At 52.2% G+C, this 21,384-nt stretch carries 25 protein-coding genes (1 of these 25 running past the window's edge); all 25 read left to right on the top strand.

Features of this window, described 5'->3' with window-relative positions; translation table 11 throughout:
- The first annotated feature begins 174 nt into the window (after window positions 1–174).
- Window positions 175–375: a hypothetical protein gene (locus V5G20_RS00205; protein WP_003390323.1), complete on the top strand. Its 201-nt coding sequence runs from the start codon at window positions 175–177 to the stop codon at window positions 373–375.
- Window positions 376–578: 203 nt separating this feature from the next.
- Complete coding sequence (locus V5G20_RS00200; RefSeq protein WP_024984074.1) at window positions 579–986, top strand: hypothetical protein; 408 nt, start codon at window positions 579–581, stop codon at window positions 984–986.
- Between the two features lie 2 nt (window positions 987–988).
- Window positions 989–1,141 (top strand): hypothetical protein, encoded by a 153-nt coding sequence (locus V5G20_RS00195; RefSeq protein ID WP_003390325.1) that lies wholly within the window; start codon window positions 989–991, stop codon window positions 1,139–1,141.
- The gene (locus V5G20_RS00190) at window positions 1,141–1,554 is read left to right on the top strand and encodes a hypothetical protein (RefSeq protein WP_024984075.1); all 414 of its coding nucleotides are present in this window, start codon (window positions 1,141–1,143) and stop codon (window positions 1,552–1,554) included. The genes V5G20_RS00195 and V5G20_RS00190 overlap by 1 nt, the downstream gene beginning before the upstream one ends.
- Before the next feature lie 90 nt (window positions 1,555–1,644).
- Window positions 1,645–2,286: a hypothetical protein gene (locus V5G20_RS00185; RefSeq protein ID WP_227278039.1), complete on the top strand. Its 642-nt coding sequence runs from the start codon at window positions 1,645–1,647 to the stop codon at window positions 2,284–2,286.
- 510 nt (window positions 2,287–2,796) lie between these two features.
- Window positions 2,797–4,122: a uracil/xanthine transporter gene (locus V5G20_RS00180; protein WP_024984077.1), complete on the top strand. Its 1,326-nt coding sequence runs from the start codon at window positions 2,797–2,799 to the stop codon at window positions 4,120–4,122.
- 308 nt (window positions 4,123–4,430) lie between these two features.
- Window positions 4,431–5,090 (top strand): LysR family transcriptional regulator, encoded by a 660-nt coding sequence (locus V5G20_RS00175; RefSeq protein ID WP_338462922.1) that lies wholly within the window; start codon window positions 4,431–4,433, stop codon window positions 5,088–5,090.
- Window positions 5,005–5,340, top strand: a complete 336-nt coding sequence (locus tag V5G20_RS00170; protein ID WP_338462920.1) for a LysR family transcriptional regulator substrate-binding protein — start codon at window positions 5,005–5,007, stop codon at window positions 5,338–5,340. The genes V5G20_RS00175 and V5G20_RS00170 overlap by 86 nt, the downstream gene beginning before the upstream one ends.
- Before the next feature lie 359 nt (window positions 5,341–5,699).
- A complete protein-coding gene (locus V5G20_RS00165) occupies window positions 5,700–6,644 on the top strand; it encodes a sigma-70 family RNA polymerase sigma factor (RefSeq protein ID WP_031933451.1) in 945 nt (314 codons plus the stop codon).
- A 182-nt stretch (window positions 6,645–6,826) separates the two neighbouring features.
- Complete coding sequence (gene hslO / locus V5G20_RS00160; protein ID WP_003390331.1) at window positions 6,827–7,699, top strand: Hsp33 family molecular chaperone HslO; 873 nt, start codon at window positions 6,827–6,829, stop codon at window positions 7,697–7,699.
- A gap of 441 nt (window positions 7,700–8,140) precedes the next feature.
- Window positions 8,141–8,530 (top strand): peptidylprolyl isomerase, encoded by a 390-nt coding sequence (locus V5G20_RS00155; RefSeq protein ID WP_338462917.1) that lies wholly within the window; start codon window positions 8,141–8,143, stop codon window positions 8,528–8,530.
- A gap of 76 nt (window positions 8,531–8,606) precedes the next feature.
- On the top strand, window positions 8,607–9,539 hold the full coding sequence (cysK, locus tag V5G20_RS00150; protein WP_003390334.1) for a cysteine synthase A: 933 nt from the start codon (window positions 8,607–8,609) through the stop codon (window positions 9,537–9,539).
- Between the two features lie 278 nt (window positions 9,540–9,817).
- A complete protein-coding gene (locus V5G20_RS00145) occupies window positions 9,818–11,341 on the top strand; it encodes an anthranilate synthase component I family protein (RefSeq protein ID WP_422387987.1) in 1,524 nt (507 codons plus the stop codon).
- Window positions 11,338–11,922 carry an aminodeoxychorismate/anthranilate synthase component II gene (pabA, locus tag V5G20_RS00140; protein ID WP_003390336.1) on the top strand — a complete coding sequence of 195 codons (585 nt, stop codon included), beginning with the start codon at window positions 11,338–11,340 and terminating at the stop codon, window positions 11,920–11,922. Before V5G20_RS00145 ends, pabA begins: the two co-directional genes overlap by 4 nt.
- A 170-nt stretch (window positions 11,923–12,092) precedes the next feature.
- The gene (locus V5G20_RS00135; protein ID WP_003390337.1) at window positions 12,093–13,736 is read left to right on the top strand and encodes a PhoX family protein; all 1,644 of its coding nucleotides are present in this window, start codon (window positions 12,093–12,095) and stop codon (window positions 13,734–13,736) included.
- A 20-nt stretch (window positions 13,737–13,756) separates the two neighbouring features.
- Window positions 13,757–14,005 carry a twin-arginine translocase TatA/TatE family subunit gene (gene tatA / locus V5G20_RS00130; protein ID WP_003390338.1) on the top strand — a complete coding sequence of 83 codons (249 nt, stop codon included), beginning with the start codon at window positions 13,757–13,759 and terminating at the stop codon, window positions 14,003–14,005.
- Between the two features lie 152 nt (window positions 14,006–14,157).
- Window positions 14,158–14,880 carry a twin-arginine translocase subunit TatC gene (gene tatC / locus V5G20_RS00125; protein ID WP_024984120.1) on the top strand — a complete coding sequence of 241 codons (723 nt, stop codon included), beginning with the start codon at window positions 14,158–14,160 and terminating at the stop codon, window positions 14,878–14,880.
- A 47-nt stretch (window positions 14,881–14,927) separates the two neighbouring features.
- Entirely contained in the window at window positions 14,928–15,773 is an 846-nt protein-coding gene (gene pabC, locus V5G20_RS00120) for an aminodeoxychorismate lyase (RefSeq protein WP_338462913.1), read from the top strand.
- A gap of 63 nt (window positions 15,774–15,836) precedes the next feature.
- Window positions 15,837–17,033 (top strand): dihydropteroate synthase, encoded by a 1,197-nt coding sequence (gene folP / locus V5G20_RS00115; RefSeq protein WP_174768866.1) that lies wholly within the window; start codon window positions 15,837–15,839, stop codon window positions 17,031–17,033.
- The gene (gene folB, locus V5G20_RS00110; protein ID WP_003390343.1) at window positions 17,026–17,394 is read left to right on the top strand and encodes a dihydroneopterin aldolase; all 369 of its coding nucleotides are present in this window, start codon (window positions 17,026–17,028) and stop codon (window positions 17,392–17,394) included. The genes folP and folB overlap by 8 nt, the downstream gene beginning before the upstream one ends.
- Complete coding sequence (folK, locus tag V5G20_RS00105; RefSeq protein ID WP_003390344.1) at window positions 17,394–17,924, top strand: 2-amino-4-hydroxy-6-hydroxymethyldihydropteridine diphosphokinase; 531 nt, start codon at window positions 17,394–17,396, stop codon at window positions 17,922–17,924. Before folB ends, folK begins: the two co-directional genes overlap by 1 nt.
- Entirely contained in the window at window positions 17,876–18,088 is a 213-nt protein-coding gene (locus V5G20_RS00100) for a helix-turn-helix domain-containing protein (protein ID WP_003390345.1), read from the top strand. Before folK ends, V5G20_RS00100 begins: the two co-directional genes overlap by 49 nt.
- A 96-nt stretch (window positions 18,089–18,184) precedes the next feature.
- The gene (gene dusB / locus V5G20_RS00095; protein WP_003390346.1) at window positions 18,185–19,213 is read left to right on the top strand and encodes a tRNA dihydrouridine synthase DusB; all 1,029 of its coding nucleotides are present in this window, start codon (window positions 18,185–18,187) and stop codon (window positions 19,211–19,213) included.
- Window positions 19,214–19,431: 218 nt separating this feature from the next.
- Window positions 19,432–19,908, top strand: coding sequence for a transcription elongation factor GreA (gene greA / locus V5G20_RS00090; protein WP_003390347.1), 477 nt, complete (start codon window positions 19,432–19,434; stop codon window positions 19,906–19,908).
- A 101-nt stretch (window positions 19,909–20,009) separates the two neighbouring features.
- Window positions 20,010–21,384: the 5' portion of a lysine--tRNA ligase gene (gene lysS / locus V5G20_RS00085; protein ID WP_003390348.1), read on the top strand. It continues 146 nt past the right edge of the window; 1,375 of the gene's 1,521 nt are visible here — the first part of the coding sequence; it begins with the start codon at window positions 20,010–20,012; its stop codon lies off the right edge, out of view.

The raw sequence follows: 21,384 nt of genomic DNA, 5'->3' as shown, positions 1-21,384 counted from the left end.
AAGCATGTCGTCGGTTAACGAGTCAATAGTCAGCGATGGCGGTTTGCGCGATCGAGCGGTCAACTGGATTGATCAAGCTATTCCGTAAGTGAAATGCGATTAAAAAACAGATGTGTTAGGTATGGCCAAAATTTTGATTGCTTCAAACAAAAATAAACAAGGAGAGTGTCTGTTATGTCAAAAATGTTTTTTATCTTTCTTGCATGCGTGATGGTTCTGGGGATCGGAGTGAGCTCCTACGGCAATGAACTAAGTCCCTCCGCGATCCAATCCGCCGAGAACATTCACAACTCTGTGACTTCCCTCAACTATGACACAAAAGGCGAAAACGTTCAGTTCAAGATGCAAAACGGCAACTCCTACTCAAGTCGATAATCTACTCCTATCGATTATGCTCCAACTACAAGTTTTTTTAATCATATTGGTCATGGTAGGGAGTCTGTGCGCTTTTTTATGGGGGAGCGATCCCCAGGGTCAGTTGAAGCAATCCCACAAGGAAAGGGTGTACAAGGCGGCGACCGTCAGCTTTCATTAGCCGAGTCTTATGATGGGCAGCGTTGGTCGTTGCCGGAGAAAACATGCTGAAATTGAAGGTTTTTCTCATCTGCCTGGCTGTTATGCTGATCCTTTTCTCCGCTATTGGGGCATACGAGATGTATGCCATGGAACGAGCCATTGCCCGCAGCATTTACGCGGACGCCTTTGATGACATGCAGGATATTGGCTATCTGGAGCCGCAACTTGCTGATTATTATGTTCAAAGGATGCGAGACTTGGGGTGGGACGTCTCTGGGGACGCCTTCTCCGGGAGTCATCCGCGGATGGAAGGCATACGGGCCCGAAAGGAACGAAACGAAATGGTCACCCTCTCGCTTTCTGTTTATCCATCACGTCTTTCTCAGTGGATGAATCGGTTTGTGGAGGGGGAGAAGGCCTTTACGTTTACCGGAAGCCGTCCTTCCGAGTATTTTGACCCGGGGTGGTAACTATGAACAAAATCCTTGCAATCCTGGGACTGATGGTACTGGTACTGCCGCTGACCGTCCACGTATTAATGACAGGTCCCGATAATCTGTTGGCTGTGAGTATGCAGTTTTTCGAAAAGCTTCTGCATAATGTGACAAGGTTCGGTACCGAGTGATGGGACAAGTCATCACAGTATTTTTGCAGGTGATGGTGCTGCTATTGGTTCCGATGGGCATTTTGCAGGTCCACACAGTGGTTCAAACGCATAACGAATTACTGGAGGTAAGCGCCGCCGCAACAAAATACATCAGTAATCACGGAGGCCGAGGGGATGCGGAGGTATTGGGGAAAGTCCGTGCCTTTATGTCACAGGAACTCGCAGAAAAATCGTTAACCCTTTCAGAAGAGGAATTGATCATCCACATTCAGCGGAGTCGGGCAGCAGACCCTGTTCTGTGGAGCCACGAAGACGAATTTGTCCTTCAGGCAGAGCTTCCGTTTCCTCTCTTTGTATCTTGGCTTCCCGTCGAGAAAACGATGAGAGTTGTGCGGCATGGGACGGTGAACATGATGGACTATGATTTGTAGTCACTCTGTACACTTCAGAGCTTTACGGCGTTTGATCGTGGTCGCTGATCGTTTCACTGAATGAAACATCGACCAATAGATTGTTTGGTGATGCTAGATCTGCGGCGTATTTTGCATACGATTCCGGAGGGGATTTGTACGGGAATAAATATATTGTCCATTTCGGCGCTGCTGTTCTTTCTATTAATAGGTGTATTTGTGGTCGATGCCGATCTGGCGATGCAGAAAAAAACGGAAGTCAAAATGTTGTTGGAACTGTCCAATCATCACGCCACTTTTGCGATAAATCCGGTTTTGAAGACCGAAGGCGTCATTGACTTACTAGAAAAAGAAGCGTTAGATCGGTTCGACAGGCGCATGCTGGAAAACGGCGGATATCGTCGGGAAGGCAACAAGTATCTTCCGTCCGGGCACAGCGTTACGACGGATTCATTGTCATTTGTACGGCATTACATCGATTTTGTATCATGGCGAAACGACCACCAGCTATTTCTCCGTTTCAATGGATCGGACTTCTCGCTCGACAGGGTTGTTACAGGAGCCAGAAGGCCAGCGGGAGGACTCCTGCAAATCACGGTAATGACGGAAAAAGGAGAAGAGCTCCGGCTGGCCCCAAAAACGATGGTAGGCCCCTCTCATATCGTCGTTGCCTATGTGAATGAACGCCCTTTTGTTCCCGTGCTGCCAGCACATGCTTTTCCGGTGGTCAGCGTAGAGGAGGTCAAATGGTGAAAAAAGAGTTGGCGAGAGAGAGCATTTCCTGATCCAAATCATATAGAGCTGGCTCCATTTTAGCGACTGCAAAACAAATGCGGTCGCTTTGTTTTTTCATCCGAGGTTTTTATCTGACCAATCCAACTACGAAGTACCCAACACCAAAATCCCCAGTCTGAGGTCCCCCTTCACAAGGTATTCAGCACGAAGACCCAGCCACGAAGTACCCAGCTACAAATGCTTCCAACCACGAAGTACCCAGCTACGAAATACTCAGTCACGAAGTACCTAGTCACGAAGTATCCAGCAACGAAGCATCCAGCACGAAGCACCCAGCACGAAGCACCCAGTCACAGAGTACCTAGCCAGGGTCCCAGCCCAAGATCCCGTCTTTGTCCCGCTACGAATCTATATCCTTTCCATATACCATAACAAGGAAATCAATACTTCTGAGAACGGAGCCCCTGTGTTAGCATAACGTCATAGTATCGCTGTCATGATGTATGGCTGATTGCGGAGGCGGTGTTCATGCTCGTTAAAAAGAAAGAAGCTGCCGTAACCCTTTTGTCCTCGGTGCAGTGGCTTTTTTTTATTTTTGCCAACACAGTTGTCGTGCCCATAACGGTCGGAGCGGCGTTTCAGCTTTCTGCGGAAGCGATTGAGGCGACGATCCGGTGCTCTTTTTTATTCACCGGCATCGCCTGCATTCTGCAAGGGTGGATCGGACATCGCTATCCGATCCTGGAGAGCCATTCCGGCCTGATGTGGGGACTCATCCTCAATATGGGTCTGTCCGCATCGGCGCTTGGAATGGATATACATGCGGTCGGGGGAGGAATCGCGACGGGGATTTTGCTGGCAGGTGCCACGATCATCCTGCTGGCTGTATTCAACCTCCTTCCGCTCGTACAAAAAATCATTACACCCATGGTGATGAGTGTCTATCTCTTCCTGTTGACCTTTCAGCTCATTTTTATTTTTTTCAAAGGAATGTTTATCACAACCGCGCAGGGCACCGTGGACATTCCAGTCGCGCTGTTCTCCATCGGGGTCGTCGTTTTCGTGAGTGTCTTGAAGATCAAAGGCAAAAAAGGATTGGGCAATTTTTCGATACTCATCGGCATGGTTGTCGGTTGGGCTCTCTATCGGATGCTGTTTCCGTCCGATCTTCCGACTCCGAGCAATGCGGACGTTACTTTCCGCATGTTCCCCTTCGGCTTTCCCAATCTGGAGTACGGAATCATTGCTGTCTCATTTTTTGCGGGACTGCTGAATCTGACCAATACGTTTGTTTCCATACAAGCTGCTGCCGACATTTACAAGGAGCAGGCGGACAATCGTCAATACAGGCGATCTACTCTCGTTACGGGCATTTTTGCTTTGATTTCGGCTATTTTTGGCTTGGTGCCGTATACTCCTTTTACGTCTTCCATCGGATTTCTGCAAAGCACCCAGCTGCTGAACCGAAAGCCGTTCATTATTAGCGGAATCATGTTTGCGTTTCTCGGGGTTATCCCGCCACTCAGCGCTTTTCTCGGAACGATGCCTCTGACCGTGGGCAATGCGGTCTTATTGGTTGCTTACCTTCAATTGTTCGGGACAGCGCTGCATACCATCAAAGGTACGATCTTTACGTCGGAGACGATCTTTCGGATTGCCGCTCCGGTGTTGATTGGCGTCAGTATCATGAATGTTCAGCCAGCCTTTTTCGGCAGCCTGCCTGTTTTGCTTCAGCCCGTCATCTCCAATGGTCTGATCATGGGCGTGTTTTTATCCATCCTGATGGAAAAGCTGGTCGACTGGGACAAATTGCTTGCCAAAATCGAAGTCAAACAAGAAGCAGGCCGCTCGTAAGCGGCTTTTCTTTTTTTACAGCCCGGACTGAAGGGACCGAAATAGACAGTCTGTAGGAGCGAATAACCAAGAGCGAGGATTATAAACAGTCTGTAGGAGCGAATAACCAAGACCGAGGATTATAAACAGTCTGTAGGAGCGGATAACCAAGACCGAGGTTAAATAAACAAGCCCATGGGAGCCAATAAACAAGACTGAGGATCAAAATAAACAACTCTGAGCGATCGAACGAAGCACCTGTAAGCAAGCCCCAATATGATATGGTAAGGAGAGAGAATAGAAGTGATGGGTAAAAGGAGAAACGTAACATGGATGTCAGGCAGCTGCGTTACTTTATTGCCATTGCGGAGGAAGAGAATCTGACTGCTGCAGCGAAGCGGCTTCATATGTCCCAGCCCCCGCTCAGCCAACAGCTCGCGCAAATGGAAGAGGAGCTCGGGGTCCCCTTATTGATTCGCAAGGGAAGGAGGATGGAGCTGACTGAAGCGGGTGCGGAACTATACCGGCATGCCTTGCAGATCGTCAGGCAGATGGAGGAATCTGCTGTAAAAGTGAAGGAAGCGGGAATGGGTGTAAGAGGAAGGCTGCGCATCGGGGTAAATACATTGTCCGTGCCGGAACTGCCAGGGCTTCTGATGGACTTTCAGAGAGCCTATCCATATGTCACCTACAAAATTCAGCAAAATGAGACTACGCATCTATGCCAGTTGTTGCGAGACAGAGTGATCGATCTTGCGTTTATTCGTTTTCCGATCGATCTTTCTGATTTTTCTGTCCTGCATTATCAAACAGATACGTTCTATTATATTACCTCTAGTGAAGAAAGCCGTTTACATGAGCGAACCGGTCACGCTGGAGGCCATCAGGGCTCAGCCGCTTATTTTGCCGAGCACCTCCGGCTCCGGTCTCTTTCATTATATTATGGAGCAATTTGCGAAACAGAATATCACTCCGAATGTACGCTGTGAATGCTCAGATATTCTGTTGCTGGGAGAACTGGTTGAAGCGGGCTTCGGAAGCTCGATCGTCCCCAAAAGCGTGTTTGAGTACTTGCAGAGAAATCATATTCATGCGTACGAAATAAAGGAGACCGATTTGGCAGCGAGCTACGGGATTATCTGGAACAAGGATGCCTATCTGGGGAAAACCGCCGAACATTTCATCAAAATGGTATCCGGTATGGCCCAGGAGGGAGGGCCCAGTAGCCTCACTCTATAAACAGTGGAGATCCACTCTGTTTCTACAGGTTTCGTCATGATTCGACGGATTGTTCTGCCCCTCTCAATCTCTTGAGCAGAAGCTATTTTGATGGAACAAACACAGATGAGCCAACGCCTGATAATGGAAGCGCTACCAGCAATAATTTGCTTACATTTCCGTTAATATTCTGTAAACAGGCAGGAATGATCTGCTTTTTGTCGAAATACGTTTACAGTACCATCGTGTAACAGCATGATCTTTTTTGCAAGCATTCAACAGGCTGAACCTCATCGTGGAAATTCATTCAAAAGAGTTTGTTCAAAAGGCTGACCACGCTTTGCTTTTTGAATATTCTCTCAGAGAAGTGAGGGTTGCATATGACTGTGAGTACATCTACTTTCCAGTCCACTCCCCGTCGCTGGCGGGAAGTTGAAGCTCAGTTGGGTATCGCCGTGCCGCGCTCCTTGCGGTCAGACACGTCGGCTCTGCTGTTTCTGGAAGGCGTCGCTGCAACACCCATGCTGGACAAAGAAGAAGAGTTGGACTGCCTGATTCGCTATCAGCGTGACGGAGACCTGGCTGCTCGTGAGACACTCGTTCGTGCCTATCTTCGGTACGTAGTCAGCACGGCTTTGCGCCATCTTCGAAAGGGAATGCCCTTCCTGGATTTGATACAGGAAGGAACGATTGGTCTGTTTACTGCCATTGACAAATTTGACGTGGAACGCGGTGTTCGCCTTTACCATTATTCGCACTGGTGGATCTCTCAGGCGATTACCCGGGCGATCAATGACAAGGGTGCATTGATTCGGATTCCTGTGCACATGCATGAGCAAATTCGGCAGTACCAAAAACAGGTGCTTCAGTTGGCCCATCTGCTCAGCCGTACGCCGGACCGACAGGAGATTGCCGCCTTGTTGGAGCTGCCTCTGGAAAAAGTGGAGGCGATTGAGTTTGCGTTGATGCTGAAAATGGAGTCGATTGATGACGAGCCGGATTCCGACAGCTTATGGGCAGAGCATGAGGATGAATACCTCAGCTATGCGGAAATTGTCGACGACCCGGAGACGTCGCTGGACGACTGGATTGAAAAGGTCGATCTTCGCTCCCAGATGCATGCCGCGCTGGAAAGGCTCAGCCCGCGCGCACAGGAGATTATCGCCATGCGCTACGGACTCTACAACGATCAGGTGTACACCTTGGAAGAGGTCGGGAAGATGTTTGGCCTCACCCGCGAGCGGATTCGCCAGATCGAAGCGACGACGATTGATCGTCTGCGCAAGCAAAAAGGCTCTCGCGTCCTGAAGGATTATTTGACCTGACGAGCTTACTTAAAAAACACACTTTGCATATTCACCCCCTTGTCTGGAAGAAGGGGGTTTTTTTGCGTGTTGGTAAAAGGGGTACACTTACAAGCAGGGCTCGCTTGAGAAGTCCGGCCCTTCTTGTGGTAAACTGGTAGGAACATACTCTTCATTTCATCTATGAGAAGGAGGATCGCTTTATGAGCGATTATTTGATAAGAGCAACCGGATTTAACGGACATGTCCGCGCTTTTGCTGCCCGGACGACAAATGCCGTCGAGGAAATGCGCAGACGCCACGACATGTGGAATACGGCAGCTGCTGCTGCAGGCAGGACCTTGACCGCAACGCTGATGATGGGGGCGATGCTGAAAGGCGAGGAGCGAATTTCTGTAAAAATCAAAGGCGGAGGTCCGATCGGGCAGATCGTGGCAGAGGCCAATGCCCACGGGGAAGGAATTGCCTATGTGACGAATCCCCACGTGCACTTTGAGCTGAACGAGAAAGGGAAGCTCGACGTAGCCCGCGCGGTAGGAACAGATGGTTTTCTCAATGTGGCGAAGGATCTGGGCATGAAAGAACCATACCGCGGCAGCTCTCCGATCGTATCCGGCGAGATTGGCGAAGATTTCACCTACTATTTTGCGAGCTCGGAACAGACGCCTTCCGCGGTCGGCGTAGGGGTGCTGGTCAATCCGCAAGACCGCTCCGTACTGGCTGCGGGCGGCTTTATTCTTCAACTGCTGCCGAACACGCCAGATGATGTGATCGCGCAAATCGAAGAGCGCTTGGGCCAAATCCCGCAAATCTCCCGGATGATCGCGGATCAGCTGTCACCTGAAGAAATTCTGGCAAAAGTGTTGGATGAGCCGAAAATTCTCAGCCGTACCGAAATTCACTTTACGTGCTCCTGCTCTCACGAAAAGGTAAAAAGCGCGTTGATCAGCCTCGGAAAAGATGAGATGGACAGCATCATTTCCGAACAGGGCGAAGCAGAGGCTCACTGCCATTTCTGCAACGAGCGATACCTATTCGAGAAGCCGGAATTGGAGGAAATTCGCAGGAACATGTAAATGGCAGCCTCATTTCTGGCACTCCGGGATAGAGAAGCAGTCGGTCCCGAGGTACAGGGGTTGGTGACTTCGTGCGTTTGCGGTCCGTCCTCTTTGTCCTGCTAACTTTGTCCTGCTTGCGCTCCGCCGTATCCGTTTTGCGGCGGTACAAGTCTCAGCTCTGTTTTTGAATCGTTTGGAAAAGCAAGGGAGGAGATGGCGTGAACAATACAAAGACGCTGTGGGGATTGATTGCTGCCCTGGTGCTGCTGCTTTTGGCAGTGAGCTGGTCATGGTACCAGTCCGCTGCCAAGCTGCATACGGCAGCCGTGGTGGGAGATCGGACGATCAGCGAGGCCGACTGGATCGAGATGTTGAAGGAAAAGCACGGCCAGCAGGTGCTTGCTGATATGATCAATCGGGAGGCCGTCTTTCAGGAGGCGAAGCGGCTGGGAATCACGATTGATCCCAAACGAATCAGCAAAGAAATGGAAATTGAAAAACGGGGCCAATTTTGCCACGCTCGCCAAGGAACGCTCCATCGATCCGCTCACGGCGCCAAACGGCGGGGATGCGGGCTGGGTCTCGCTTACAGACAGCAGCCTCACCGACGAGGCCAAAACCATTCTCTCTTCTCTGGAGCTGGAGAAAAACAGCCCTCCGGTGGAGAGCGGCGGGAAATACTACATTTATCGGCTTTCGGACCGGAAAGAAGCGGAGCAGATTACATTCGAGCAGGCGAAGGAAGACATTCGCAGGGAAATGGCATTGGCACAGGTTGAATCCCTCGATGCCGTACTGGAGCGATTGCGCCAATCCGTCGGGGTGAAGAATGGGCAAATGCCCAATTGACCTGATGGGCTTTCATTGATATAATTAACCAATAAAACCTACCAATTTACTCGGTTATTAAAAGGGGGACGGAGACATGCGTGTTGCCAATTCGATTACGGATTTGATCGGTTATACACCTCTGGTAAAGCTGAACCGGGTTGTCAGCGAAGACATGGCAGACATTTACCTGAAGCTGGAGTTCTTCAATCCGGGCAGCAGTGTCAAAGACAGGATTGCACTGGCCATGATTGAGGCAGCCGAGGCAGAGGGGAAACTGAAACCGGGCGATACCATCATTGAACCTACGAGCGGAAATACCGGTATCGGCCTGGCAATGGTAGCAGCTGCCAAAGGGTATCGGGCTATTTTGGTCATGCCTGAGACGATGAGTATGGAACGGCGCAATCTGCTCCGGGCGTATGGAGCTGAGCTGGTACTGACGCCTGGCGCAGAAGGAATGGGCGGAGCGATCCGAAAAGCGGAGGAGCTGGTTAAGGAGAACCCTTCCTATTTTATTCCGCAGCAGTTTAAAAATCCGGCCAATCCAAAGGTTCACCGTGAGACGACGGGACAAGAGCTGCTGGAGCAGGGCAAAGAGATTGGCGGCATCGACGCATTTATCTCCGGTGTCGGGACCGGTGGTACGATTACGGGCGTAGGTCAAGTGCTGCGCGAGAATTTTCCGGGCGTGCAGATCATCGCAGTCGAGCCGGCAGCTTCCCCTGTTCTCTCTGGAGGCAAGCCAGGTCCTCACAAGATTCAAGGAATCGGTGCCGGTTTTGTCCCCGATACGCTGGATACCGAGATTTACGACGAGATTATCAAGGTCGAAAACGAAGAAGCCTTTGAAACGGCCCGCAATGTAGCCCGCAACGAAGGAATTCTCGGCGGTATTTCTTCGGGGGCGGCCATTTATGCTGCGTTCAAGGTGGCCCAAAGGCTGGGCAAGGGGAAAAAGGTAGTAGTCGTCATTCCGAGCAACGGAGAACGCTACCTCTCCACTCCGCTGTATCAATTCGAAGAATAAGGACATCACAAAATGGCAAACAGAACGTCGGCTTCGGCCGGCGTCTTTTTTATGTACCGAAAAGGCTCTGTTTGGAAACAGTGGGGCGGGCTTTCCCGTGCAAAGTGACGACGGCAACCGCAGCCTAGAAGCAAGCCGTTTGGCAACAAACAGGAGCCAAGGACATTGGCAACAACAAACAGCTAAGGACGTTGGCAACAAACAGCTAAGGACAAGGGCAGCGGTTATGATATGCTAGTGCTAGATGTTTTTAGTATGCATACCGGAGTGTGAACCTTGTGATCGTGCCTTCCTTTTCCGATCTGACCCAATATGCAGCTTCTTATCCTTACGTCCCGTTAGCAAAGCGTGTGGCATGGCCGGACAGCCTGGACCCCTGGGACCTTCTGCAAGCTCTGCAGCCATCCTTGGAGGGGGCTGTACTCCTGGAAAGCGGCCGTGCAGGACGCTACACCTATCTCGCCTGTCAGCCGATCGCAACAGTCAGCAGCAGGAACAACCATACGGTGGTTGCTTATGCGGACGAGCGGACTGAGGCTCTCGAGGGAGAAAATCCGTTGGATGCGCTGCGGCGCTTTTTGGCCCGCTACCGGACACCGGCCATCCCGGACTTTCCCGACTTTTACGGAGGAGCAGTCGGCTACCTCAGCTACGAGATGAACCGCTTTTTTGAACCGGGCCTGCCGCAGATTGCCCTGGACGACTTACAGCTGCCCGATCTGTATGTTATGATAATGCAAGACGTTTTTGTCTTTGATCATGCGACACGTGAATGCTTTTGTCTGACGCATTTGCCCTCCGGTTCATTGACGGAAGATTCGTACCACGCTGCGCGGATTCGGCTGGAACGGATGGCCGAGGAGCTGGATCGCGTTGCCTTGGCGGAAAAAGGCGAGGACGGCAGCGATTGGGATGCCTTGCGAAAACGCCCTCTGGAGTCCAAGGAACCTGTGCAGGTATCGTTTGCCCAGGAGCAGTTTGAGGAAGCGGTACGCCGGGTCCAGTCCTACATTTCGGCTGGCGACGTCTTTCAGGTGAACCTCTCTGTACGCCAGAGCAAGCCGATGCAAGTGTCGGCCCCGGAAGTGTACGATGTCCTTCGCAAGCTGAACCCGTCCCCTTACATGGGCTACCTCCATTTTCCCGAATTTCAGCTGGTCAGCGCCTCGCCGGAGCTGCTCATCAAGGCGAAGGGCGGAAAGGTCAGCACGCGCCCGATCGCCGGGACAAGACCCCGCGGGAAAAATGAGGCAGAGGACAACGCGCTCGTGCAAGAGCTGGTCGAAAACGAGAAGGAGAGGGCCGAGCACGTCATGCTGGTCGACCTGGAGCGAAACGATCTCGGGCGGGTCAGCCGCTATGGCAGCGTGCACGTCAGCGAGTTCATGGTCGTGGAAAAATACTCGCATGTCATGCATATCGTCTCTCACGTGGAAGGGGAGCTGGCGGAGGACAAGGATGCCTTTGACGCTGTGGCAGCCGCTTTTCCGGGCGGGACAATCACAGGAGCGCCCAAAGTCAGGACGATGGAAATCATCGAGGAGCTGGAGCCCGTCAAACGCGGCGTCTACACCGGTTCCATCGGCTGGTTTGGCTTTCACGGTGACGTGGAGACCAACATCGCGATCCGTACGATGGTCGTCAAGGACGGTATGGCGCATGTACAGGCAGGTGCAGGGATCGTCATTGATTCCAAGCCGCAGGCGGAGTATCTCGAGTCGCTGAAAAAGGCGGAAGCGTTGTGGAAGGCTTTGGAGTTGAGCGAGAACAGAAAGAAGAGTCGAGAGGAGAAGAGCGTATGATTCTGATGATTGACAATTACGATTCCTTTACGTACAACCTGGTGCAATATGTAGGCGAGCTGGGGCAGGAGCTGCAGGTCCGCCGCAATGACAAAATCACGCTGGAAGAAATCGAACAACTGGCCCCCGACTATTTGATGATTTCCCCCGGGCCTTGCACGCCCAACGAAGCGGGCATCAGCATGGAGGCGATTCGCCATTTCGCCGGGAAAATTCCGATCCTGGGCGTATGCCTGGGCCATCAGTCGATTGGTCAGGTGTTCGGAGGCAAGGTGCTTCGCGCGGAACGTCTGATGCACGGCAAGACGTCAGAGGTGTTCCACGACGGCAAGACGATCTTTGCCGGCATTCCGTCGCCGTTTACTGCTGCGCGATACCATTCGCTGATCGTGGAGGAAGCGACGCTGCCTCCCGAGCTTGAAGTGACCGCGAGAACGGCAGAAGGGGAAATCATGGCCCTGCGCCATCGCGAATATCCGATCGAGGGCGTGCAATTCCACCCGGAGTCGATCATTACCCAACACGGCAAGAAGCTGCTGCAAAACTTCCTGACAGCATACGCAAAGGAACCTGTGAAATAGAGTACAACAACACGATAGTCCAAGACTGCTCGTAAATTGCGAGCGGTCTTTTTTGTTTCTTTACAGAACATACAAACAGTTTTACGCATTCTTAATCATGCTTTCACAGTAACTAGACGAACGGCTTGTACAATCGGGAGGTGAGTAAAGAGACAAAGGAGCGAACGCGAATGGACGTGAACCGTCGACAATTTTTGACCTATCTGGGTGCAGGTACGGCAGCCCTTGCCTCTCTGGCTACAGGCATTCCTGCATTGGCTGCAGGGCAATCGATCTCCGGGAAAACGGCTGATCATCTGTTTGGGCTGGAAGACAAGAAGCACAAGTTCAATCCGAAATTCAAGCCGATTGAGCCATCCACCAAGGACGATGTTGTGCTGCCTAGCGGGTACAAGTATGATGTGATCGCAGTCTACGGAGACAGGATCAATCAGAACGGGGATACATTCGGGTTCAATGCTGATTTCACCTGCTTCCTGCCGATCGACGGCAGCGCCGATCACGGCCTCCTCTGGGTCAATCATGAATACTTGGGCGAGCTGGAGTACTACGTTACCGGCTACGATGTGCTGAATGCCGATCCGAAGCAAAACAAGCGCACCGCAGAGCAAGTCCAGAAGTATCTGTACGCACTGGGCGGCTCGGTCGTGGAGGTAAAACGCGAGGGCGGCAGATGGAAGCTGGTTCCAGACTCCAAATACGGCCGCCGTGTGAGCGGGCTGACCAAGCATGAATTGACGGGCCCCGCCGCTTCCCTTGCCAAAGAAGTAATCGGTACCTTCGCCAACTGCTCCGGCGGAGTGACCTTGTGGAACACGATATTGTCCTGCGAAGAAAACTTCCAGGATGTCGTCGACGATTGCAGACTGAAGGATAATCGCCACTATGGCTGGGTTGTCGAGGTCGATCCTTTTGATCCCGCATCGACACCGAAGAAGCACACGGCCCTGGGACGGTTCTCTCATGAAAATACAGCGATGGTCATCGCTCCTACCGGACAGCTTGTCGTGTACATGGGCGATGACGCCAACGACCAGTACGTCTACAAGTACGTTTCCAAAGGAAAGTTCAATCCAAGCGCCGGCAAACAAAACTCCAAGCTGCTGGAGGAAGGCACGTTGTATGTAGCCAACTTCGGCAAAGGAAAGTGGATCGCACTTGATTTCGCCTCCAACGAAGCGCTGCAAAAAGCGACCGACAGTGACGGCAAAGCGTTGTTTGCCTCTCAGGCGGATGTGCTCGTGAATTGCCGCGAAGCTGCAAAAGCAGTGGGAGCGACTCCGATGGATCGCCCGGAGGACGTAGAAGTGCATCCAATCGACGGCAGTGTCTTTATCGCCATGACGAACAACTCCAAGCACGGAAATTTCTACGGCCAGATTGTCCGCCTGTTTGAAAAAGACGGCAACCATGCCGGTCTGGACTTCACCTTTGAAATCTTTGCCGCCGGCGGACCGCAAAGCGGATTTGCTGCTCCAGACAACATGGCGTTCGACAGCGCAGGCAACCTGTGGGTTGTGACGGACATTTCTTCCTCGTCCATGAACAGCGGCATTTACAAATCGTTTGGCAACAACGGCATCTTCTTTATCCCGACAACCGGGGCAAACAAAGGAGAAGTGGCACAATTTGCTTCTGCGCCAGTAGGAGCGGAAATGACCGGACCGTGGTTTACTCCGGATGAAACGACTCTGTTTTTGTCTGTCCAGCATCCTGGTGAAAACCTGAAATCCTACGATCAGCCGACCAGCCACTGGCCAAAAGGCGGCAATGCTGTCGCCATGCCGGGTGTTATCGCTGTTACCGGCTTCTAAAAAAGGGAGTGTAGCCAGCTATGTTGTCCAGCATCGGTATTCCCGGGCTTATCCTCATTTTGATCATTGCCCTCGTCATCTTCGGTCCGAGCAAGCTTCCTGAGATCGGGAGAGCCTTTGGGCGCACCCTGACCGAATTCAAGTCGGCTGCCAAAGATCTGACCAAGGACGAGGACGACGAGAAAAAGCAGAAGGACAAGGATACGCCTGACAAGGCAGTCGTCCTTGCCGGCAAAAACGGTGAAGAATCCTTGAATCGAGTTAACTAAACCATCTGCAGGGAGAAGGGTGGTGTGCCGCGCGCGCACTGCCCTTTGCCGCTGCCCGGCAGGATATATTGAGAAAACCCGGTCGTTTTAAGCCGCATTGTGCCATTTTTACCGGGCTTTGTGTACTTTTTCACGAGGAGGAGGAGTGAGCCATGGGGCGAGCCATGCCGTTTCTCGAACACCTGACCGATCTGCGCCGCCGACTGATCATCGTTCTGGCTTCCTTTGTCATCAGTCTCGTGACGTGCTTTTTGTTCGTAGATCACATCTATCATTTTTTGGCGAGCCGTTCGGAGGAAAAGCTGGCGATTCTCGGTCCCAACGACATTTTGTCGATCTACATCAAGCTTTCCGCAGTCGGAGCGATTGCCATCACCATCCCGATCATCGCTTATCAAGCCTGGCGTTTTGTCGTGCCGGCACTGACCGAGCAGGAGCGCAAAGTAGCCATGCTGTATATACCGGCGCTCTTTTTCCTGTTTTTGATCGGGCTCGGCTTTGCCTACTTCGTATTGTTTCCCTTGATGTATCAATTTGTGCTCGGATTGTCCAACGGCAATTTCGATCTCGTCATCACGGCGAATGACTACTTTACATTCATGCTCAATATTTGCGTTCCGTTTGGACTTTTGTTCGAGCTGCCTGTAATCGTGCTGTTTCTCAGCCATCTGGGCATTCTCAATCCGCACCGGCTGGCCAAGCTGCGAAAGCCGGCGTATTTTCTCCTTTCGGTCATTTCCATCACGATTACACCGCCTGATCTGGTCTCCGATGTGCTGGTGATCGTCCCTTTGATCGCTCTGTACGAAATGTCGATCACCATCTCCCGTTTCATCCACCGCAAACGGCTGGAGGAGACCGCGCAGATCGGCTGAGAAATATGGTATGATGCTCTCCAAGAAGGATAGCGGGAGAGAATGCCATGTACGTGTATGTGAATGGACAGATCGTCCCTGCCGAGCAGGCGGCGGTGTCTGTTTTGGACCATGGATTTTTGTACGGGATCGGCTTGTTTGAGACTGTGCGTGTCTATCAGGAACGGCTGTTTCTGTGGGATCAACACTTCGCCCGGTTATCCGCCGGGCTTTTGGCGTTGCACATAAGGAATGCCTGGAGCTCCGCAGAGCTGGAGGCGGCCATCCTGCAAACAGCCAAAGCGAACGGCCTTGCGGATGCATACGTGCGGATCAGCATAACGGGAGGCAACGAGGGTGTAGGACTGGTGACGGAAGGATATGCTCGTCCGTCCCTGTTTATTTTTGCAAAAAGCGTTCCGCCGATCGCGCTGCCCCCTCGTCCGAAGCGGCTGCAAGTATTGTCGATTCCCCGCCAGACAGCGGAAGGCCCGGTTCGCTTCAAGTCGCACAATTACTTGAACAATGCCCTGGCCCGTCTGGAGGTCGGGAACCAAACCGACGTCGAAGGCCTGTTTTTGACCCATGACGGCTATCTGGCCGAAGGGATCGTGAGCAATCTTTTCTGGATTCGAGACGGCAGCATGTTTACGCCCGCAGTCGAAACGGGCATACTGGACGGGGTCACGAGGAGGCACGTGCTGAATCTGGCCCAAAAGCTGGACATCCCTGTGCAAGAGGGCTTTTATCGGCTGGAGGAGCTGGAGAGTGCCAGCGAGGCGTTTGTGACGAATTCCATCCAGGAGATCGTTTCGGTATCAGAGGTGAATGGAAAGGTACTTCCTGCCGCTTATGGAAGCTATACGCAGGCGCTGCACCTGGCGTACCGTGAGTCTGTAGCGTGTGGTGGGTAATTATGGTATGCTATCAGACAACATGTCAACGAGAGATTCAAGACGCGAAAGGAAGCAAGGCTCATGATTCATAATCCATTCGTGATTCACGCTCAAAACCGCATGGAAGTAGAAGAAGAGCTCGCCTGCCAAGGAGTCAAGCCTGCCGACAGGGAGCGTTTTGCCGATGCGGGAGAGCCATTGCAGATTCATGTCGAGAGGCTTGCTTTTGAAGAGGCGGCATTGCTGCGAAAAGAGATGCAGCTTCTCGGCGGAGACGCTGTCATGCACGACAATCCGGCTCTTCCCGATTTAACCGACCTATATATGAAGGGTACATACGGACAGTGGCAGGCATTGCTCGAACGCATCCCGGATCAGACAGACGGACTGCGGGTAGCGGCTGCGGAAGTGCGGGAGCTGCTCGCGATGCGTCGCCAGCTTCGGCAAAGAAAAGCCATTCACTGCAAAAGCCATGTGCTGCCGCTCGGACAAAAGACGCTCGTCATGGGGATTTTAAATGTCACGCCTGACTCCTTTTCCGATGGCGGCCGCTATACGGACATCGAGCGGGCGATAGCCCAGGCGCGTGCCCTGGTAGAAGCAGGCGCGGACATCATTGATATCGGCGGAGAATCGACCCGTCCGGGATCGGCTCCCGTAGAGCTGGCCGAGGAGCTGGACAGGGTGATTCCGGTTGTGCGTGCGTTGGTCGAGGAGCTTTCCGTTCCGTTGTCGGTCGATACGTACAAGTCCGAGGTAGCCGAACAGGCGATTCGTGCCGGCGCCCATATCATCAATGACGTCTGGGGAGCCAAAAAAGACAGAAGAATCGCAGAAGTGGCCGCCCAGCATGAGGTGCCGATTATTCTCATGCACAACCGCGAGGATACCGCCTACACCCACTTTTTCAGCGATATGGTCAGAGATTTGCGTAAGTCCGTCGCGATTGCCAGGGAAGCGGGGGTCCGTGACGAGATGATCATTCTCGATCCGGGCATCGGCTTTGCCAAATCGCTGGAGCAAAATCTCGAGGCGATGCGCCGATTGGATGACCTGGTGGCGCTTGGCTATCCGGTCCTGCTGGGAACATCGCGCAAATCGATGATTGGGCGCGTCCTGGATCTGCCGGTGGAGGAGCGCCTCGAAGGGACTGCCGCCACGGTAGCTTTAGGCGTAGCGAAGGGCTGCCAGATTGTTCGTGTCCACGACGTCAAGGAAATGAAGCGAGTGACCGCCATGATGGACGCGATGTTGAAAGGGGGCGGCCTAATTGGATAAAATTTATTTTAATGGAATGGCGTTCTACGGTTATCATGGAGTGTTTGAAGCCGAGGCCAAGCTGGGGCAGCGATTTTATGTCGATCTGGAACTGTCTATGGATTTGTCCCGGGCAGGAGCAAGCGACGACCTAAACGATACCGTGAATTACGCCGATGTATTTCATTGTGTGCAACAAATAGTAGAAAAAGAGCGTTACAACCTGGTGGAGGCATTGACCGCGCGGATTGCGGATCGATTGCTGCAGGCGTTTCCGTTTTCAGAAGTAAAAGTCAGGGTGACAAAGCCTGATCCTCCGATCAACGGCCACTATGATTCCGTTGCCATCGAGATGAGCCGCAAAAGAGAGGGTAGTGCCTAATGACGGTGCGTGCGTACTTGGCGCTCGGCTCCAACATGGGCGATCGGGCGGATAATTTGCGACAAGCAGTTGAAAAGCTGCACGGACGAGAAGGGATTTCGGTCGTCCGCATTTCACCTGTATACGAAACCGCTCCGGTCGGCTTTGTCGATCAGGAGGCGTTTCTGAATATGGCTGTTGCTGTAGAAACGGATCTGACTCCGGAGAAGCTGCTGGAGAGTGCACTGGCAGTCGAACAGGAGTTGGGACGTGTGCGAACGATTCGTTGGGGGCCACGGACCATTGACATCGATGTGCTGTTGTACGGAGACACAGCGCTGGATCAGGAGCATTTGACCATCCCTCATCCTGCAATGACAGAGCGGGCTTTCGTGCTCGTTCCTTTGCGCGACGTCTTGGAGGGTGGCTTGCTGCCTGTATTTAACCGGCCTTTAGACGATTTCCTCAGGTTGTTGCCGCAAGATGACAAGGGGGTACAAAAATGGGGAACAATCGTCTGGGAAACCGGATCCGGTCATTCCGCAAACTGAAAGGCTTGACACAGCAGTCGCTGGCAGAAAAGATGGGCGTCTCGCTCTCTTTTGTCGGATCGCTGGAAAGAGGAACGCGAATGCCGACCGAGCCTGTGTTGCGGAAGATCGCCAGCACTTTACAGGTTGATTATGAGGAATTATGTGCTATAAATAATAAATAACTTTTTTCTTGGGGCTTAGCCTCTCCATCCACTCGTCGGGCCGTGGTGTGTGTATGACTCCCTGCGGAACTGCGGGAAAAGGAGGTTGAATGATAAATGAAAATCGGAAACATTGAGTTGAAAAACAACGTCGTTCTTGCTCCGATGGCAGGGGTATGCAACCCTGCATTTCGTTTGATTGCAAAGGAGTTTGGCACAGGTCTCGTTTGCGCTGAAATGGTAAGCGACAAAGCGATCGTGCACGGAAACAAGAAGACGATGGATATGCTGTTTGTCGATGAGCGCGAAAAACCGCTAAGCCTGCAGATTTTTGGCGGCGACAAGGAAACGCTCGTAGCGGCGGCGAAACATGTCGATCAATATACAAACGCCGATATCATTGATATCAACATGGGGTGCCCGGTTCCGAAAATCGTCAGCTGCGATGCCGGTGCAAGGCTCCTGCTGGACCCGAACAAAATCTACGAAGTGGTTTCCGCTGTAGTGGATGCCGTAGAGAAGCCGGTTACCGTCAAAATGCGGCTTGGCTGGGACGAGGAGCACATGTACGCGATTGAAAACGCCCAGGCGATAGAACGTGCAGGGGCCAAGGCCGTTGCCGTTCACGGACGCACCCGTGTTCAAATGTACAAGGGGAAAGCGGATTGGGATTGGATTCGCCGCGTCAAGGAAGCGGTCTCCATTCCGGTCATCGGGAACGGTGACGTGGCTTCGCCGGAAGACGCTCGCCGCATGCTGGATACAACCGGCTGCGATGGCGTAATGATCGGTCGTGCAGCTTTGGGCAATCCGTGGATGTTGTACCGGACCGTCCAGTATCTCACCCGGGGAGAATTGCTGCCTGAGCCGACTCCGCGTGAAAAGATGGAGATTTGCATGCTGCATGCCGAGCGGCTGATCGCATTGAAAGGGCCGCGAGTAGGCGTGCTGGAAATGCGCAAACACGCCGCCTGGTACCTCAAAGGCTTAAAGGGTTCTACCCATACGAAAAACCTGATCAACGCTGTCGAGACAGAAGAAGAGCTTCGCCGCGTCCTGACGGAGTATGTGGAATGGGTCGAAAACCATGCAGACGATGTGGATGAAGAAGCAGCTCTGCCCCAGGAAGAAGCAGTGAGCTACTAACGGTATCCTAAACATTGACAAGGGTTCCTTCATATCCTATAATACGTCGTATTATCGGGACGTAAGCTGCCAGTTCACTCTGGCAGCTTTCCCTATGACAATTGGAGTCGACAGCTTGGCATTCACGTTCTGCCTGTATATTGTATAGAGCATCTACATATAATCCTTTGTACTTTACCCAGTGCGAAAGGAATTATTTTAAACGGGGGAATTGAACCATGTCGGAAAAAGAAGTGATTCTCACACCAGAAGGTTTGGCAAAACTCGAACAAGAGCTTGAAGATTTGAAAACGGTTAAACGCAAGGAAGTTGCAGCACGGATTAAAGAAGCGATCAGCTATGGAGATATTAGCGAGAACTCCGAGTACGAAGAGGCGAAGAACGAGCAGGCATTCATCGAAGGGCGTATTCTTACCCTGGAAAAGATGCTGCGCAACGCTCGCATCATTACGAACGAAGACGTGGACACCGGCGTCGTAAGCGTAGGATCGACAGTGAAGCTGAAAGATCTGGAGTTCGGGGACATTGTGATGTACACCATCGTGGGGTCGGCTGAATCCGATCCGATGAACAACAAGATCTCCAACGAATCTCCGGTAGGTCAGGCGTTGCTCGGAAAAGCAAAAGGATCCATTGTCGACGTGCAAGTTCCGGCAGGCGTTATCCAGTACGAAATTCTCGATATTAACTTGTAATCGGCTGAAACAAGGCGTACCTTGATAAAAGGGTACGCCGTATCGCTATTTATCCAGCCGCCCAAATCGTCACCAAGGTATGGTAAGGAGTGAATGAGGCTATGAATAACGAGCAAGACCAACAGCAGCAAGAACAGCAACAGGAAAGTCTTCATGAGTTGCTGCAAGTGCGCCATGACAAAATGAATCAGCTTCGAGAATGGGGCCTTGACCCATTTGGGAAGAAGTTTGAACAGAAAGATCACGCGGCCGATATTGTCAGCCGCTTTGGCGAAAAGACAAAGGAAGAGCTGGAACAAGAAGCTCCGACGGTCTCCATTGCCGGACGCCTGATGGCCAAACGGGATATGGGGAAAGCCAACTTTGCCCAGCTTTTGGACCGCTCCGGCCAAATCCAGATCTACGTAAGGCTGGACACAGTCGGCGAAGAAGCTTTTAAAGTGTTTAACATCAGCGACATTGGCGACCTGATCGGCGTGAGCGGTGTTGTTTTCAAGACAAAAACGGGCGAGCTCAGCGTAAAGGCGAAAGAGCTTACGTTCCTCACGAAGTCGCTTCGTCCATTGCCTGAAAAATATCACGGTCTCAAGGACATCGAGACCCGTTACCGCAAGCGCTACGTCGATCTGATCGTCAATCCCGAGGTTCGCGATACATTTATCACACGAAGCCGCATCCTGACTTCGATGCGCCGTTATCTGGACAGCCTCGGTTTCCTTGAAGTGGAAACGCCAACGCTACATGCGATCGCCGGGGGAGCAGCAGCTCGTCCGTTTATTACCCATCACAATGCGTTGGACATGCAGTTGTATATGCGCATTGCCATTGAGCTGCACCTCAAGCGGCTGATTGTCGGCGGGTTGGAGAAAGTGTATGAGATCGGCCGCGTATACCGGAATGAAGGGATCTCTACCCGTCACAACCCGGAATTTACGATGATCGAGCTGTATCAGGCGTATGCTGACTTTGAAGACATCATGAAATTGACAGAAGAGTTGATCGCCCATATCGCGCAGGAAGTATTGGGAACGACCAAGGTCCACTATCAAGGACATGAAGTCGATCTGACACCGAAATGGCGCCGTGTACACATGGTTGATCTGGTCAAGGAACACGTCGGGGTCGATTTCTGGAAGCATATGAGCGATGAAGAAGCGCGTGCTCTGGCGAAGGAGCATGGTGTGCAGGTCGAACCGCACCATACCTTCGGCCACGTGGTAAACGAGTTCTTTGAACAAAAAATCGAAGAGACACTCATCCAGCCTACTTTCGTATACGGCCATCCGGTAGAGATTTCGCCGTTGGCCAAGAAAAACGAGCAGGATGAACGGTTTACCGATCGCTTTGAGCTGTTTATTGTCGCAAGGGAGCATGCGAATGCGTTTACCGAGCTGAACGATCCCATTGACCAACGGGAACGTTTTGAGGCGCAGCTCCTGGAAAAAGAAGCTGGAAACGATGAAGCGCATGAAATGG

The organism is Brevibacillus borstelensis (genome assembly GCF_036700025.1).
Classification (GTDB): Bacteria; Bacillota; Bacilli; order Brevibacillales; family Brevibacillaceae; genus Brevibacillus; species Brevibacillus borstelensis.
Note: the sequence above shows the minus strand (reverse complement) of the source record. Positions and strands in the feature narration are given on the sequence as shown.

What these genes read in the sequence shown, in the direction of transcription:
- V5G20_RS00100 (WP_003390345.1), top strand. Translation starts at nt 17,876, where the DNA reads ATGGGGAACAATCGTCTGGGAAACCGGATCCGGTCATTCCGCAAACTG.
- V5G20_RS00180 (WP_024984077.1), top strand. Translation starts at nt 2,797, where the DNA reads ATGCTCGTTAAAAAGAAAGAAGCTGCCGTAACCCTTTTGTCCTCGGTG.
- pabC (WP_338462913.1), top strand. Translation starts at nt 14,928, where the DNA reads ATGTACGTGTATGTGAATGGACAGATCGTCCCTGCCGAGCAGGCGGCG.
- V5G20_RS00205 (WP_003390323.1), top strand. Translation starts at nt 175, where the DNA reads ATGTCAAAAATGTTTTTTATCTTTCTTGCATGCGTGATGGTTCTGGGG.
- cysK (WP_003390334.1), top strand. Translation starts at nt 8,607, where the DNA reads ATGCGTGTTGCCAATTCGATTACGGATTTGATCGGTTATACACCTCTG.
- V5G20_RS00190 (WP_024984075.1), top strand. Translation starts at nt 1,141, where the DNA reads ATGGGACAAGTCATCACAGTATTTTTGCAGGTGATGGTGCTGCTATTG.
- folP (WP_174768866.1), top strand. Translation starts at nt 15,837, where the DNA reads ATGATTCATAATCCATTCGTGATTCACGCTCAAAACCGCATGGAAGTA.
- V5G20_RS00200 (WP_024984074.1), top strand. Translation starts at nt 579, where the DNA reads ATGCTGAAATTGAAGGTTTTTCTCATCTGCCTGGCTGTTATGCTGATC.
- V5G20_RS00135 (WP_003390337.1), top strand. Translation starts at nt 12,093, where the DNA reads ATGGACGTGAACCGTCGACAATTTTTGACCTATCTGGGTGCAGGTACG.
- tatC (WP_024984120.1), top strand. Translation starts at nt 14,158, where the DNA reads ATGGGGCGAGCCATGCCGTTTCTCGAACACCTGACCGATCTGCGCCGC.
- V5G20_RS00185 (WP_227278039.1), top strand. Translation starts at nt 1,645, where the DNA reads ATGCTAGATCTGCGGCGTATTTTGCATACGATTCCGGAGGGGATTTGT.
- V5G20_RS00195 (WP_003390325.1), top strand. Translation starts at nt 989, where the DNA reads ATGAACAAAATCCTTGCAATCCTGGGACTGATGGTACTGGTACTGCCG.
- tatA (WP_003390338.1), top strand. Translation starts at nt 13,757, where the DNA reads ATGTTGTCCAGCATCGGTATTCCCGGGCTTATCCTCATTTTGATCATT.
- dusB (WP_003390346.1), top strand. Translation starts at nt 18,185, where the DNA reads ATGAAAATCGGAAACATTGAGTTGAAAAACAACGTCGTTCTTGCTCCG.
- V5G20_RS00165 (WP_031933451.1), top strand. Translation starts at nt 5,700, where the DNA reads ATGACTGTGAGTACATCTACTTTCCAGTCCACTCCCCGTCGCTGGCGG.
- hslO (WP_003390331.1), top strand. Translation starts at nt 6,827, where the DNA reads ATGAGCGATTATTTGATAAGAGCAACCGGATTTAACGGACATGTCCGC.
- folK (WP_003390344.1), top strand. Translation starts at nt 17,394, where the DNA reads ATGACGGTGCGTGCGTACTTGGCGCTCGGCTCCAACATGGGCGATCGG.
- greA (WP_003390347.1), top strand. Translation starts at nt 19,432, where the DNA reads ATGTCGGAAAAAGAAGTGATTCTCACACCAGAAGGTTTGGCAAAACTC.
- V5G20_RS00175 (WP_338462922.1), top strand. Translation starts at nt 4,431, where the DNA reads ATGGATGTCAGGCAGCTGCGTTACTTTATTGCCATTGCGGAGGAAGAG.
- pabA (WP_003390336.1), top strand. Translation starts at nt 11,338, where the DNA reads ATGATTCTGATGATTGACAATTACGATTCCTTTACGTACAACCTGGTG.